The organism is Rhizobium sp. WYCCWR10014, from assembly GCF_001657485.1.
Taxonomy (GTDB): Bacteria; Pseudomonadota; Alphaproteobacteria; order Rhizobiales; family Rhizobiaceae; genus Rhizobium.
Window position 1 is genome coordinate 65,700 of record NZ_LXFU01000046.1, and the last position, 15,621, is coordinate 81,320.

Sequence of the window (15,621 nt, forward strand, 5' to 3'; positions counted from 1 at the left end):
GGATTTGAGCCCGTCGATCCGTTCCCTCAACCAACGGCTTACCTGCCACTCTCCGGCCAGGTCGGCTGGCTTACGCTTTGCAGCAGTTCCGGTTCGACGCCGTCGATGCGGGCGATGACGGCTTTGGCCATTTCGCGGCCGGCCTGGCGCACGTCTTCCTGGGCGGTGATGATCTCGGGGCGGATCCAGTTCAGGATCGGTACCGATTGTTTGGAAACCATGTCGAGATCACGGCCGAGCGCTTTGCCGGCCGCCTCGATGCCGGCATTGACGGCGATCGCCGCGCTACCGGCCGAACAGACGATGCCGTCAGGGGCATTCGCCGAGCGCATCATCACCTCGACGGCGTCGCGGATATCGGCAAGCGGTGCATCGATGTTGACACGCAGTGGCACTTCCTCGGCGCCGTAGTCATGCAGGCCGGTCTGGAAGCCGATGCGGGTGTGGGCGTAATAGGTGAGCTTGCTCGGCGGCTGCAGCAGGGCGATGCGGCGCCGGCCGCGCTTGACGAGCTTTTCCACCGCCTGATGCGCGAAGGCCTCGTTGTCGAAATCGTGGAACGGGTGCGTGAGACCCGCATCGGTGCGTCCATGCGTGGCGAAGGGCATGCCGCGCTCCGTCAGCAGCCGCACGCGCGGATCATCCGGCTCGATGCGGGAGATAATGACGCCGTCCGCCGAGCCAGTATCAAGGATATAGCGCACCGGCAGCATCGGGTCCTTGCTGTGGGAATGCGGCGTGATGACGATATGATAGGGCGTGCCGGATAGCACCTCGGAGATGCCGAAGACCATCTGGCTCGAGAAGCCCATGATCTCCTCGTCGATGCTGAGGACGAGGGCAATGACATTTGTCTTGCCGGTGCGCAGGCGCACGCCGGCCCTGTTCGGCTGGTAGCCGAGTTGGCGGGCGACCATGCGCACCCGCTCCTTGGTTTCCGCCCCGATATCCGGTGCATCCTTCAGCGCGCGCGACACCGTCGTCACGCCAAGGCCGGTCATGAAGGCGATTGTCTTCAACGTCGGACGCTCGCGCGCTGCCGGCGTCAATGCCGCGGTCCCGAATTTTCCCTTGTTTTCCATCCCTTTAGGCCTGCCTCGCGCGAATTGGTGTCGCTTATAGAGGCTTTTTCCAGCGCCGTAAGCCCGCCGCCTGCCAAAATCGCGCCTCCCTGAGGAAAGCAATCTGTAACGATACAGTAGAAATGTCGAGTGCTTTTTGTTGTGTGCATTGCAGCATCATACGCATAGGTTGAATCGGCGATTTGTGCGCTGTTTTTTTGCGATTGCGAAGAGGCTGAATCGTGCGGCTAAATTTAGCATGTAAAATTACTATTTTTATTCAAACAGATAAAGTGAAAACGCATGTGCGAGAACGGCCGACTGAATACCGCTTCAAGGGATGCGACGCTTCTGATGGAAACAGGCAGAAGTAGCAATTCCCGTTATCGCGGAAAAATTTGCCTGCGGGCAGTTGCGTGGAGAAATCGATTGATCTAAGTTTTTCCGGCAACGTTTCAGTGAGGGAGGAGAACTCATGAAAATCCGTATAATGGCGGCCGTGCTTGCCGCTTCGGTCGCGCTTCCGTTCAGCGCCGCCAACGCCACCGATCTCGAAGTCACGCACTGGTGGACTTCGGGCGGCGAATCCGCTGCCGTCGCCGAGCTGGCAAAGGCATTCGACGCCACCGGCAACCACTGGGTCGACGGTGCTATCGCCGGTTCCGGCGGCACTGCCCGTCCGATCATGATCAGCCGCATCACCGGCGGCGATCCGATGGGCGCCACTCAGTTCAACCATGGCCGCCAGGCCGAGGAACTCGTTCAGGCCGGCCTGATGCGCGACCTGACCGATGTGGCGACCGCCGAGCACTGGAAGGACATCGTTCGTCCATCGAGCCTGCTCGATTCCTGCACCATCGACGGCAAGATCTACTGCGCTCCCGTCAACATCCACTCCTGGCAGTGGCTGTGGCTTTCGAACGCCGCCTTCAAGAAGGCCGGCGTTGAAGTTCCGAAGAACTGGGATGAGTTCGTCGCTGCGGCTCCGGCTCTCGAAAAGGCCGGCATTATTCCGCTCGCAGTCGGCGGTCAGCCGTGGCAGGCGACTGGCGCCTTCGACGTGCTGATGGTTGCGGTCGCCGGCAAGGATACCTTCAACAAGGTCTTCAAGGACAAGGATGCGGAAGTTGCCGCCGGTCCCGAAATCGCCAAGGTGTTCAAGGCGGCCGACGACGCTCGGCGCATGGCCAAAGGCAGCAACGTCCAGGATTGGAACCAGGCCACCAACCTTGTCATCACAGGCAAGGCCGGCGGGCAGATCATGGGCGACTGGGCGCAGGGTGAGTTCGCTCTCGCCGGTCAGAAGGCCGGTACCGACTATACCTGCCTGCCGGGCCTCGGCGTGAACGAGATCATCTCGACGGGCGGCGACGCCTTCTACTTCCCGCTGCTGAAGGACGAGGAAAAGTCCAAGGCGCAGGCCGTGCTTGCCAAGACCCTGCTCGATCCCAAGACCCAGGTTGCCTTTAACCTGAAGAAGGGTTCGCTGCCGGTTCGCGGCGACGTCGATCTCGCCGCCGCCAACGATTGCATGAAGAAGGGTCTCGAAATCCTCGCCAAGGGCAACGTGATCCAAGGCACCGACCAGCTGCTTTCGGCCGACAGCCAGAAGCAGAAGGAAGACCTCTTCTCCGAATTCTTCGCCAACCCATCGATGACGCCAGAAGACGCTCAGAAGCGTTTCGCCGGGATCATCGCTTCTGCTGACTGATCTGCAGACTTGCTGCCTTGCGGTCCGGCTCCCATAGGGGCCGGATCGGTACGGACGGTCGGTGATGGTCCGGCGGGTGGCGGCGTCCCTCCGGTATCTTCGACGGGTTCGGAGGTGGGGACGACAGGCGGCGCCTTGCCGTTTTGTTACTTGTCGCAATTGCGATTGAGGAGAAGTGTTTATGACGGGTCAAGCGCGAGCAGGCCGGCCAAACAAGTTACTGCGCAATCTGAATGCCAAGATTGCGTCCATTCCGATGATCCTGACAGCGCTGGTGATCTTTGTCGGCGGGACGTTGTGGACGGTCTTTTATTCCTTCACCAATTCCAAGCTCCTTCCGCGGTTGAGCTTTGTCGGCTTCGATCAGTACGAGCGCCTCTGGGCTGCGCCGCGATGGGTGACGGCGATCGAGAATCTGGCTGTCTACGGCATCCTCTCGCTGATCTTCAGCCTGGTCATCGGTTTCATGCTCGCCGCGCTGATGGACCAGAAGATCCGTTTTGAAAACACTTTCCGCACCATCTTTCTCTATCCCTTCGCGCTGTCCTTCATCGTGACGGGCCTCGTCTGGCAATGGGTTCTGAACCCCGATTTCGGCATTCAGGCGGTGGTGCGCTCGATGGGGTGGACGAGCTTCACCTTCAATCCGCTCTATACGCCTGAAATCGTCATTTACGGCATTCTGATCGCGGCGCTGTGGCAGGGGACGGGTCTCGTCATGTGCCTGATGCTTGCCGGCCTGCGTGGGATCGACGAGGACATCTGGAAAGCGGCGCGTGTGGACGGCATTCCGATGTGGAGGACCTATCTCTTCATCGTCATCCCGATGATGCGGCCGGTCTTCATCACGACGATCGTCATCATCGCCTCCGGCATCGTCAAGGTCTACGACCTCGTGGTCGCGCAGACATCGGGCGGACCGGGCATTTCCTCGGAAGTCCCGGCGAAATATGTCTACGACTACATGTTCCAGGCGCAAAACCTGGGGCAGGGCTTTGCTGCCTCGACCATGATGCTCGTCACAGTCGCGATCATTATCGTTCCGTGGGCCTATCTGGAATTCGGCGGAGGGCGCAAGCGTGGCTGATGTAGGAACTCTCAACACCACGGCTGCGGGCATCGACGCCGTCGCGCCGAAACTCGGCGAAGGCCCCAGCGGCCCCCGGCCGCGCCCGGCGGTGTCGGCGCGCAACATCATGCTCTATGGCACACTGACGATCGCAGCGCTCTACTATCTGCTGCCGCTCTATGTGATGGTCGTGACGTCGCTGAAGGGCATGCCGGAAATCCGTCTCGGCAACATCTTTTCGCCGCCGATGGAGATCACCTTCGAACCCTGGGTGAAAGCCTGGGCGCAGGCCTGCACCGGGCTTAACTGCGATGGCCTATCGCGCGGCTTCTGGAATTCGGTGCGCATCACAGTGCCGTCGGTGATCATCTCGATCGCGATTGCGTCGGTGAACGGTTATGCGCTGGCAAACTGGCGCTTCAGAGGATCCGAGCTTTTCTTCTCGATCCTCATCGTCGGCGCATTCATTCCCTATCAGGTGATGATCTATCCGATCGTCATCATCCTTCGCGAAATCGGCATCTACGGCACGCTGACCGGCCTCGTTGCCGTGCATTCGATCTTCGGCATGCCGATCCTGACGCTGCTCTTCCGCAACTATTTCGTGTCGCTGCCGGAGGAACTGTTCAAGGCGGCGCGTGTCGATGGGGCGGGCTTCTGGCAGATCTTCCTGCGGATCATGCTGCCGATGTCGCTGCCGATCTTCGTCGTCGCGATGATCCTGCAGGTGACCGGCATCTGGAACGACTTCCTGTTCGGCGTGGTCTTCACCCGGCCGGATACCTATCCGATGACCGTGCAGCTCAACAACATCGTCAATTCCGTCCAGGGCGTGAAGGAATACAACGTCAACATGGCAGCAACGATCCTCACCGGTCTCGTGCCGCTCATCGTCTACTTCGTGTCGGGACGGCTGTTCGTCCGCGGCATCGCCGCCGGCGCAGTGAAGGGTTGATCTCATGAATATGAATGCAAGCGTTTCCATCAAGGATCTGTCCCTGAACTTCGGTGCGGTGAGCGTGCTGAAGGATCTCAATCTCGACATCAACGACGGCGAATTCCTGGTGCTGCTCGGCTCCTCCGGCTGCGGCAAGTCGACCTTGCTGAATTGCATCGCCGGCCTGCTCGACGCCTCGGAAGGGCAGATCTTCATCAAGGGCAAGAATGTTACCTGGGAAGAGCCGAAGGACCGCGGCATCGGCATGGTGTTCCAATCCTACGCGCTCTATCCGCAGATGACCGTCGAGAAGAACCTGTCCTTCGGTCTTCGCGTCGCCAAGGTGCCGCAGGCCGAGATCGACAAGCGGGTGGCGCGTGCCTCCGAAATCCTGCAGATACAGCCGCTCCTGAAGCGCAAGCCGGCCGAGCTCTCCGGCGGCCAGCGCCAGCGCGTGGCGATCGGCCGGGCACTGGTGCGCGATGTCGACGTCTTCCTGTTCGATGAGCCGCTGTCCAACCTCGACGCCAAACTCCGCTCGGAGCTGCGCGTCGAGATCAAGCGCCTGCACCAGTCGCTGAAGAATACGATGATCTACGTCACCCACGACCAGATCGAGGCGCTGACGCTCGCCGACCGCATCGCCATCATGAAGAGCGGCATCATCCAGCAGCTCGATGATCCGACGACGATCTACAACAGGCCGCGCAATCTGTTCGTTGCCGGCTTCATTGGCTCGCCGTCGATGAATTTCCTGCACGGCGAGCTGGTCAAATCAGGCGACGGCATTGCCTTTTTGGCCAACGGCGTCATTTTCTCGCTCGCTGCCTACGACGCTAGCGAGACGCTGCAGCCCGGCCGCAAAGTGGTGCTCGGCGTCCGCCCAGAACACATCAAAGTCAACGAGAATACCGGCGGCGAAGAACATGACGCCACCGTCGATATCGAGGAGCCGATGGGCGCGGACAATCTGCTGTGGCTGAAACATGCCGGTCACACGATGTCGGTACGTGTCAACGGCGCACGCCGCTTCAACGTCGGAGCGAAGGTGAAGCTCAGCTTCGACATGACGGTCGCCTCGGTCTTCGATGCCGAAAGCGAGCTGCGTCTCTAGAAGGTTCTGTGGGCTGGGCGAATTCGGCGAGAGGGCCAACCCCACCCTCCGTCATCCTCGGCCTTGTGCCGAGGATCCATGCCCGTGGCTGCTGGTGGATGCGGTGTGGATCCTCGGGTCAAGCCCGAGGATGACGAGAGCGAGGCGGGCAGAAGGAGCCCTGACGAACGACAACGACCGGACGACGACCAAACGCCGTCTCTTTCAAAATCATAAATCGGAAACGATATCGTGACGCATCGATCAACTACTCCCAACATCGACCTTTCCGGTTCGTGGCAGCTTGCCTCCGTCGATGGCGAGATCCGCACCGCGATCATCTTGCCGGGCGACGTGCACACCGCGCTCCACCGCGCAAGCCTGATCCCAGATCCCTATTTCGGCCGCAACGAGGAAAAGGTGCAGTGGGTCGCCGAACGCGAATGGGCGGTCGAGCGCAGCTTCACGCTTCAGGAGGTCGAGGGCGACTGGTATCTCGATATCGATTATCTCGACACGGTCGCCAGCGTCCACGTCAACGGCTTTCTGGCGCTCGAAGCCGACAACAGCTTCCGCCGCTACCGGCCTGATGTCTCCAGCATGCTGAAATCAGGCGACAACAGCATCCGCATCGTCTTTGCCTCCAACGTCGCCGTCGGCGCTGCGCGACAGAAGCAACAGCCCTTCTACATCCCCTACAGCACCGGCAATTCGCCGATCCCCGACGGCAACATGTTGCGCAAGCCGCAATGCCATTTCGGCTGGGACTGGAACATCGCCATTGCGCCGCTCGGCCTTTACGGGACGATCGCGCTGAAAAAGCTCGAAACTGCGCGCATCGAACACGTCGTCACCCGCCAGACCCACAATAATGACGGCTCGGTCGATCTCAAAGTGACGGCGACGCTGTTTTCCAAAGGGCAAGACATTGCCCAGGTCTATTTTGACCTCGACGGCGAGCGCGTGCGCCTGGATGTTGGCGTCAATGGCGAGACCCATGTCAACCACCTGTTCCATATCGACAATCCGCGCCTCTGGTGGCCGTCTGGCAGCGGCGAGCAGGCGCTCTATAGGCTTTCTGTCGAATTGCCGACGGATGAGGTGTCCAAGCAGATCGGTCTTCGCACCGTCGAGCTGATCACCACGCCGGATGCGGCCGGCAGCCGCTTTGCCTTCAAGGTCAACGGCCGCGAGATCTTCTGCCGCGGCGCCAACTGGATCCCGGCCGACGCACTGTTTTCGCTGTCTTCGCCAGAGAAGACCGAAGACCTGCTGCAATCGGCCAAAGCCGCCAACATGAACATGATCCGCGTCTGGGGCGGCGGCTTCTATGAGCAGGATCATTTCTATGATCTCTGCGACCGGCTGGGCCTCATGGTCTGGCAGGACTTCATGTTCGCCTGCAATCTCTACCCCTCGACCGAGGACTTTCTCGACAATGTGACGATCGAGGTCGATTACCAAGTGCGCCGGCTGTCCTCGCATGCCTCGATCGTGCTCTGGTGCGGCGACAATGAGCTGGTTGGGGCGCTCACCTGGTTCGAGGAATCGAGGAAGGACCGCGACCGCTATCTCGTCTCCTATGATCGCCTCAACCGTACCATCGAGCAGGCGGTGAAGAACGCGCTGCCCGGCGCGCTCTGGTGGCCGTCGAGCCCGGCGTCCGGTTATCTCGATTTTGGCGATGCCTGGCATGCGGACGGATCGGGCGACATGCATTACTGGTCGGTCTGGCACGAGAACAAGTCGTTCGACAATTACCGTTCGGTGCGTCCACGCTTCTGCTCGGAATTCGGCTTCCAGTCCTACACCTCGCTGCCCGTGATCAGGACCTATGCCGAGGAGAAGGACATGAACGTCGCTTCCCCCGTCATGGAGCTGCACCAGAAGAATGCCGGCGGCAACGAGCGCATCGCCGGCACGATGTTCCGTTATTTCCGCTTCCCCAAGGATTTTCCGAACTTCGTCTATCTCTCCCAGATCCAGCAGGGGCTGGCGATCAAGACGGCGGTGGAATACTGGCGGTCGCTCAAACCCCATTGCATGGGCACGATCTACTGGCAGCTCAACGACACCTGGCCGGTGGCCTCCTGGTCGAGCCTCGACTATGGCGGCCGCTGGAAGGCTATGCACTACCTCGTCAAGCGCTTCTTCCAGCCGGTCGCGGTCGCTGCCATTCCTTCCGATGACGGAAAGACGATCCGCTTCTCGCTGGTCAACGACACGCTTGCCGATGTCAGCGTTGATCTTGCCGTCTCGATCCTGACGGTAAAGGGCGAACGCCGGCACCTGAAGGACGTGCAGGCCGTGTGTTCGCCGGATGCGGCCGTCACTGCCACGAGCATCGACGTCTCCGATATTCCCGAGGGAACGCTGCTTGCCTGGCGCTTCACCGCGTCGAACGGCACGGGCGGTGCGGGGCATTACGTCAACGGCACCTACAAGGCGCTGGAGCTGGAGCCCGCGGGGCTTGCTGTCACCCACGAATATGTCGAGGAGAATGGCTCTGTCGACATCAATGTCACCGCGAAGGGACTTGCGCTTTTCGTGATGATCGAGACGGAGACGGACGGCAAATATTCCGACAACGCCTTCGATCTTGCGGCCGGCGAGAGCCGCCGCATCACCTTTACCCCGGCACGGCCGCTTGATCGCGGCGCGCTTCCGGAGTTCCGGTTCTACGACCTCTATTCCTGCCAGTCGGCGGATTGATCCTGCAAGAATGGGCACGAGGCCCAAGGAGAACATGATGACGAAACTTAGCTACCAGCTCTATAGCGCCCGCAACTTCCAGCCCTATTCGGCGATCTTCGAAAAGCTTGGCAAGGCTGGCTATGCCGAAGTCGAGGGCTTCGGCGGCATCTATGCCGATCTCGATGATGCCGGGCTGAAGAGCCTTCGCGCTGAGCTCGACAAGAATGGCCTGGTTATGGCGAGCGGCCATTTCAGCCCCGATTTCCTCGAGAAGGAGGTCGAGAAGTCGCTGAACATTGCCAAGATCCTCGGCATGGATTCGATTTATGCGCCGCATCTGGCGGCCGAGGAACGCCCGTCCGACGCTGCCGGCTGGGCTGCCTTCGGCAAGCGCCTGCAGGAGATCAGCAAGCCCTACAAGGCTGCCGGCTACGAATTCGGCTGGCACAATCATGATTTCGAATTCTTCAAGCTGCAGGATGGCTCGCGGCCGATCGAGCACATCTTCGAAGGCGCGCCCGACATTTCCTGGGAAGCCGATATCGCCTGGGTTATCCGCGGCGGCGCCGATCCCTTCGCCTGGATCGAGAAGCTCGGACCGCGCATCACCGCTGTCCATGTCAAGGACATCGCACCGGCCGGCGAGGCGACGGATGAGAGCGGCTGGGCCGATGTCGGCCACGGCAAGGTCGAGTGGGCCAGGCTGATGACGGCGCTGCGCGCCACTAAGGCCAAGCACTACGTCGTCGAACACGACAACCCGAATGACATCGACCGCAATATCAGCCGCTCGATCGCATCCTTCCAGACCTACTGAGGCTTCATCATGACCAGGGAACTTGGCGTCGGCATCATCGGATGCGGCAACATCTCCACCACTTACTTCTCACTGGCACCGCTCTTCAAGGGGCTGAAGGTGCTGGCCTGCGCCGATATCAACGCGCAGGCGGCCGAGGCGCGCGCCAAGGAATATGGCGTCAAAGCGCAGACGATCGACGAGCTTCTCGTCAATGACGAGATCGACGTCGTCGTCAACCTGACGATCCCGGATGCGCATTTCCGGGTATCGAAGGCGATCCTCGAGGCCGGAAAACACGTCTATTCCGAAAAGCCGCTGGTGCTTTCACTTGAAGAGGGCGAGGAGCTTCGCCGCATCGCCAAGCAGAAGAACCTTGCCGTCGGCTGCGCGCCGGATACCTTCCTCGGCGGCGCGCATCAGCTTGCCCGCAAGTTCATCGATGATGGCGGCGTCGGCCGGGTGACTTCGGGCGCCTGCTACGTGATGAGCCCCGGCATGGAGATGTGGCATCCCAACCCGGATTTCTTCTTCCTGCCGGGCGGCGGCCCGATCCTCGATCTCGGCCCTTATTACATCGCCAACCTGATCAACCTGATCGGCCCGGTCAAACGTGTCGGCGGCATGACCTCGATGGCGTCGCCGACCCGCACCATCACCAGCCAGCCGCGCAACGGTGAGATCATTCCGGTCAAGACGCCAACGACCATCCAGGCGCTGCTCGAATTCGTCAACGGCGCCACGGTGACGCTGACGGCGAGCTGGGATGTGTGGTCGCACCGCCATGCCAATATGGAGCTCTACGGCACCGACGGTTCGCTCTACGTGCCGGATCCGAACTTCTTCGGCGGCACCGTCGAGGCAAGCGGCCGCGACAAGGACATCAAGCCGCTCGATGCCTGGGAGCATCCATTCGGCAAGATCAACCAGGAAAGCCCGAACGGGTCGCGCGCCAATTACCGCACCGCCGGGCTTGCCGACATGGCGATGTCGCTGATCGAGGGCCGCGATGCGCGCTGCTCGCTCGACCGCACGCTGCACGGCGTCGACGTCATGACCTCGATCCTGAAGTCGGGCGAAGAGGGCCGTTTCATCGACCTGACCACGACCTGCACGCAGCCGGCCGCCCTCGGCATCGAAGAAGCGCAGGCGCTTTTGAAGTGATAAGAAGATGCCCGGGATCCCACTGGATCGCTAGGCATCCCGCCAGAACCGTCATCCTCGGCCTTGTGCCGAGGATCTGCAAACAGGATGGCAGATGCCCGGCACAGGGCCGAGCATGACGACTAGACAGATATTTTTATCAAGGAGAGTCTCATGAGCTGGCAACCGGCCGCAGACCGTTATTCGAAAATGAAATATAACCGCACGGGCCGTTCCGGCCTGAAGCTGCCGGCTGTCTCGCTCGGCCTTTGGCACAATTTCGGCGGCGACACGCCGCATGACCGCAAAATCGATATGTGCCGCACGGCCTTCGACCTCGGCATCACCCATTTCGACCTCGCCAACAATTACGGCCCGCCTCCCGGCAGTGCCGAGACCGCCTTCGGCGAAATCATGCGCACCGAATTCGTCGGGCTTCGCGGCGAGCTGATCATTTCCTCCAAGGCCGGCTACGACATGTGGCCCGGCCCTTACGGCGAATGGGGCAGCCGCAAGTATCTGATCGCCTCCTGCGACCAGAGCCTGAAGCGCATGGGCCTCGACTATGTCGACATCTTCTATTCACACCGCTTCGACCCGGAAACACCGCTGGAAGAGACCTGCGGCGCGCTCGATCATATCGTCCGTTCCGGCCGGGCGCTCTATGTCGGCATTTCCTCCTATAATTCGCAGCGCTCGCGCGAAGCAGCCGCGATCCTCAAGGAGCTCGGTACGCCGTGCCTGATCCACCAGCCGAGCTATTCGATGCTCAACCGCTGGGTTGAGGACGACAGGCTGCTCGATACGCTGGATGAGGTCGGCATGGGCTCGATCGTGTTCTCGCCGCTTGCCCAGGGTATGCTGACGACGAAATATCTCGGTGGCATTCCCGAAGACAGCCGCGCGGCGCAGAACCACTTTCTCAAGCGCGACTACATCCGCCCCTCGATCATCGACAATATCCGCAAGCTCAACGAGATCGCCGAAAGGCGCGGCCAGACGCTGGCGCAGATGGCGATCGCCTGGGTACTGCGCGGCGGCCGCGTGACCTCGGCGCTGATCGGCGCCAGCCGCTCGTCGCAGATCGTCGATTGCGTCAAGGCGCTCGACAATCTCGAATTCAGTGCCGAGGAACTCGCCGAGATCGACGTCTATGCCCGCGAGGCCGACATCAACCTCTGGGCCAAGTCCGCCGAACGCGAATAGTCATGTCAGGCCCGGAGGCAAGTCTTCCGGGCCTTTTTCTGCTATAATCTGATGTACGTACAGCAAAAAGCACGCCGGTCGGAGGAGACCCTGTCATGATCCGCAATCCCATTCTACCGGGGTTCAACCCCGATCCGTCGATCTGCCGCGTCGGCGCGGATTATTACATCGCCACCTCGACCTTCGAATGGTATCCCGGCGTGCAGATTCATCATTCGCGCGACCTGGTGAACTGGACGCTGGTACGCCGGCCGCTGGAGCGGAGGTCGCAGCTCGACATGCGCGGCAATCCTGATAGTTGCGGCATCTGGGCGCCGTGCCTGTCCTATGCCGACGGGCAGTTCTGGCTGGTCTATACCGACGTCAAGCGCTACGACGGCAATTTCAAGGATGCGCCGAACTACATCGTCACGGCACCCACGATCGAGGCCGAATGGTCCGAGCCGGTCTATGTCAATTCCTCCGGCTTCGATCCTTCGCTCTTCCACGACGATGACGGCCGTAAGTGGTTCGTCAACATGCAGTGGAACCACCGGACCGAAAGTTATGGCGGCTCGCCGAAATCGCCGGCCTTCGACGGCATCCTGCTGCAGGAATGGGATCCGGCGGCAAAGGCGTTGAGGGGGCCGATCAAGAACATCTTCGCAGGCAGCCCGCTCGGCCTCGTCGAAGGCCCGCATCTCTTCAAGCGCAATGGCTGGTATTATCTGACCACCGCCGAGGGCGGCACCGGCTACGACCATGCCGTCACCATGGCGCGGTCGCGAAAGATCGACGGACCCTATGAGATGCATCCGAACATGCATCTCATCACCTCCAAGGATCATCCGGGCGCGGTGCTGCAGCGGGCAGGGCATGGCCAATATGTCGAAACGCCGGAAGGCGAGGCCTATCACACCCATCTTTGCGGCCGGCCGCTGCCGCCAAAGCGCCGCTGCACGCTGGGCCGCGAGACATCCTTACAGAAATGCGTCTGGCGCGACGATGACTGGCTCTATCTTGAAAACGGCACCTCAGTGCCGGATGTCGATGTGCCGGGCCTCTTTGGCGCGGTGCCGGTGGAAAAGCCGATGCGCAGCGAATACAACTTCGACGGCGGCACATTGCCCGCCGATTTCCAATGGCTGCGCACGCCCGAGCCCGAGCGCATCTTCAACCTGACGGATCGTGCGGGCCATTTGCGCCTGATTGCGCGCGAAAGCATTGGCTCCTGGTTTGAGCAGTCGCTGGTCGCCCGCCGCCAGGAACATCACAGTTTCCGCGCCGAAACCGTGATCGAGTTCTCGCCCGACACCTATCAGCAGGTGGCGGGGCTGACGCATTATTACAACCGCCACAAGTTCCACGCGGTTGCCGTAACGCTGCACGAAACACTCGGCCGCTGCGTGACGATCCTCTCCTGCAACGGCGACTACCCGAACGGACGCCTCAGCTTTCCCGCCGAAAGCGGCGTGGCGATCGCCGCGGAGGGCCGCGTCCAGCTCGCCATGGAAATCCGCGAGAACGACCTGCAATTCTTCTGGCAGACAGAAGGCAAGGGCGCCTGGCAGCCGATCGGCCCGGTGCTCGATGCCGGTGTGATTTCCGACGAGGGCGGACGCGGCGAACACGGCTCCTTCACCGGCGCTTTTGCCGGCGTGTTTGCCTTCGATACATCGGGCCGGGCAAAGGCCGCGGATTTCGACTGGTTCAACTACGACGAGCTGTAGGGGGGCACCCTGGTCCTTTTCATCCCTACGGGCGGAAAGAGCCAAGGTGCGGAAGGAACGCAAAAAAGAAAGCCGGCACAGGGCCGGCTAAGACGAACGCGGCTGAACAGGGGATACTGGCCGGTTCCAAGCACTTCGTGACTGAACAATAACTTTCACTACATGCCGAGGCAGCAAAAATGGGGCGCAACGAGAACACCCGAGACGGCTCCGCAAAGGGGTGGGCGGCGGGGCGGATGCCGGTGCTGGCCTCGGTTCTCTTATCGGGCACGAATATCACCGGATGATGACATCTGAAACCAGCTGCCGCCTTTCTTTTCGCCGGCGAGGTCGGCTTCCTCGCGAAGTCCCGATGCCGGCTATCTCACCTGCGCCAGGGGGCGCCTAAGCCAGCGGGCCAACTGTGTTAGCAGTACGCGAATGCAGTGTTCATGCGCTTAAGGATGTTAAAGCGTTACAAAGGGACTATATAGCGGGCCGAAGTAACTTCCAAGAATCCGCAAGAGTACCGCATGGCCCCCATCATTTCCGTTCAGAACCTCACCAAGACCTACTCCAATGGGTTCGAGGCCCTGAAGGGCATCAATCTCGACGTCGAAAAGGGTGAGATCCTGGCGTTGCTCGGGCCGAACGGCGCCGGCAAGACGACGCTGATTTCGATCATCTGCGGCATCGCAAATCCGAGCGGCGGCCGGGTACTGGTCGCAGGCCACGACGTCGTGAAGGATTTCCGCGCCACCCGCGGGATGATCGGGCTGGTGCCGCAGGAGCTCACCACCGATCAGTTCGAGACGGTGTTCAATACAGTGAGCTTTTCGCGCGGGCTGCACGGCAAGAAAGCCAATCCTGCGCATATCGAGAAGGTGCTGCGCGCGCTGTCGCTCTGGGACAAGAAGGACAATATGCTGCGCCAGCTCTCCGGCGGGATGAAGCGACGGGTGCTGATAGCAAAGGCGCTCTCCCATGAGCCGGATATCCTTTTCCTCGACGAGCCGACCGCCGGCGTCGATGTGACGTTGCGCAAGGACATGTGGCATGTCGTCGAAGAGCTTCGAGCCTCCGGCGTCACCATCATCCTGACCACCCATTATATCGAAGAGGCCGAGGAAATCGCCGACCGCGTCGGTGTCATCAACGGCGGCAAGTTGCTGCTCGTCGAGGACAAGGCAGCGCTGATGGCCAAACTCGGCCGCAAGCAGCTCATCCTCGATCTCACCGAACCGCTGAGCCGCCTGCCGGATTGTTTTGCCGGCAATGGACTGACGCTCGAAGCGGACGGCAACCGGCTGACCTATGATTTCGACACTGGCAACGAGCAGGAAAGCATTGCGGCACTGCTGACCCGGCTCGGCGAGAACAATATCCATTTCAAGGATCTCTCGACGCGGCAAAGCTCGCTCGAGGACATCTTTGTGGCGCTGGTGGGAGCGGAAAAATGAACATCGAGGCCGTCAAATCGATCTACTTCTTCGAAATGGCGCGCACGCGCCGCACGCTGCTGCAGAGCGTCATCTCGCCCGTGATCTCGACCTCGCTCTATTTCATCGTCTTCGGCGCCGCTGTGGGATCACGCATTCAGGAGGTGGAGGGCGTGTCCTACGGCGCCTTCATCACGCCCGGCCTGATCATGCTGACGCTGCTTGGCCAGTGCATCAGCAATGGCTCCTTCGGCATCTATTTCCCGAAATTCACCGGCACGATCTACGAGGTGCTTTCGGCGCCGGTGGCGATGACGGAGATCCTGCTCGGTTATGTCGGAGCGGCGGCGACCAAGGGGATGCTCATTGGCTTCATCATCCTCCTGACCGCCAATCTCTTCGTCGACGTCAGGATCGAGCACCCCTTCATGATGATCCTGTTCTTCCTGCTGACGGCGATCACCTTCAGCCTCTTCGGCTTCATGATCGGCATCTGGGCCGGCAATTTCGAACAGCTGAACCTCATTCCCATGCTGGTCGTGCCGCCGCTGACCTTCCTCGGCGGAAGCTTCTATTCGGTCAGTATGCTGCCTCCCTTCTGGCAGGCGGTTAGTCACCTCAACCCGGTGCTCTATCTCGTCAGCGGATTCCGCTGGAGTTTTTACGGGATCGCCGACGTTAATCCGGCGATCAGCCTGGCGATGATCACGGTGTTTCTGGTGCTCTGCCTGGGAACGCTCGCCTGGATCTTCAAGACCGGCTACCGGCTGCGGAACTGATCAAT

Annotated in this window: 12 protein-coding genes; 11 read left to right on the forward strand and 1 reads right to left on the reverse strand. The window is 60.8% G+C overall.

Annotated features, from left to right (window positions below; genetic code table 11):
* Positions 1 to 38: 38 nt before the first annotated feature.
* Complete coding sequence (locus tag A6U98_RS25495; protein WP_064653795.1) at positions 39 to 1,082, reverse strand: LacI family transcriptional regulator; 1,044 nt, start codon at positions 1,080 to 1,082, stop codon at positions 39 to 41.
* Between the two features lie 454 nt (positions 1,083 to 1,536).
* On the opposite strand from A6U98_RS25495, the gene A6U98_RS25500 reads away from it, so the two are divergent.
* From A6U98_RS25500 to A6U98_RS25550, 11 genes are all read left to right on the forward strand, one after another.
* The gene (locus A6U98_RS25500; protein WP_064653796.1) at positions 1,537 to 2,772 is read left to right on the forward strand and encodes an ABC transporter substrate-binding protein; all 1,236 of its coding nucleotides are present in this window, start codon (positions 1,537 to 1,539) and stop codon (positions 2,770 to 2,772) included.
* Between the two features lie 181 nt (positions 2,773 to 2,953).
* The gene (locus tag A6U98_RS25505; RefSeq protein WP_029870732.1) at positions 2,954 to 3,859 is read left to right on the forward strand and encodes a sugar ABC transporter permease; all 906 of its coding nucleotides are present in this window, start codon (positions 2,954 to 2,956) and stop codon (positions 3,857 to 3,859) included.
* Positions 3,852 to 4,796, forward strand: a complete 945-nt coding sequence (locus tag A6U98_RS25510; protein ID WP_028741155.1) for a carbohydrate ABC transporter permease — start codon at positions 3,852 to 3,854, stop codon at positions 4,794 to 4,796. The genes A6U98_RS25505 and A6U98_RS25510 overlap by 8 nt, the downstream gene beginning before the upstream one ends.
* A 4-nt stretch (positions 4,797 to 4,800) precedes the next feature.
* Complete coding sequence (locus A6U98_RS25515) at positions 4,801 to 5,892, forward strand: ABC transporter ATP-binding protein (protein ID WP_003540428.1); 1,092 nt, start codon at positions 4,801 to 4,803, stop codon at positions 5,890 to 5,892.
* Positions 5,893 to 6,123: 231 nt separating this feature from the next.
* Positions 6,124 to 8,583 carry a glycoside hydrolase family 2 protein gene (locus A6U98_RS25520; RefSeq protein ID WP_064653797.1) on the forward strand — a complete coding sequence of 820 codons (2,460 nt, stop codon included), beginning with the start codon at positions 6,124 to 6,126 and terminating at the stop codon, positions 8,581 to 8,583.
* Between the two features lie 37 nt (positions 8,584 to 8,620).
* Complete coding sequence (locus tag A6U98_RS25525) at positions 8,621 to 9,382, forward strand: sugar phosphate isomerase/epimerase (protein ID WP_064653798.1); 762 nt, start codon at positions 8,621 to 8,623, stop codon at positions 9,380 to 9,382.
* A gap of 9 nt (positions 9,383 to 9,391) precedes the next feature.
* Positions 9,392 to 10,525, forward strand: a complete 1,134-nt coding sequence (locus A6U98_RS25530; RefSeq protein WP_064653799.1) for a Gfo/Idh/MocA family oxidoreductase — start codon at positions 9,392 to 9,394, stop codon at positions 10,523 to 10,525.
* 153 nt (positions 10,526 to 10,678) lie between these two features.
* Positions 10,679 to 11,710, forward strand: coding sequence for an L-glyceraldehyde 3-phosphate reductase (mgrA, locus tag A6U98_RS25535; RefSeq protein WP_064653800.1), 1,032 nt, complete (start codon positions 10,679 to 10,681; stop codon positions 11,708 to 11,710).
* Between the two features lie 95 nt (positions 11,711 to 11,805).
* The gene (locus A6U98_RS25540; RefSeq protein ID WP_064653801.1) at positions 11,806 to 13,419 is read left to right on the forward strand and encodes a glycoside hydrolase family 43 protein; all 1,614 of its coding nucleotides are present in this window, start codon (positions 11,806 to 11,808) and stop codon (positions 13,417 to 13,419) included.
* A gap of 512 nt (positions 13,420 to 13,931) precedes the next feature.
* Positions 13,932 to 14,858, forward strand: coding sequence for an ABC transporter ATP-binding protein (locus A6U98_RS25545; RefSeq protein WP_064653802.1), 927 nt, complete (start codon positions 13,932 to 13,934; stop codon positions 14,856 to 14,858).
* Positions 14,855 to 15,616 carry an ABC transporter permease gene (locus A6U98_RS25550; RefSeq protein ID WP_064653803.1) on the forward strand — a complete coding sequence of 254 codons (762 nt, stop codon included), beginning with the start codon at positions 14,855 to 14,857 and terminating at the stop codon, positions 15,614 to 15,616. The genes A6U98_RS25545 and A6U98_RS25550 overlap by 4 nt, the downstream gene beginning before the upstream one ends.
* Positions 15,617 to 15,621: the final 5 nt, after the last annotated feature.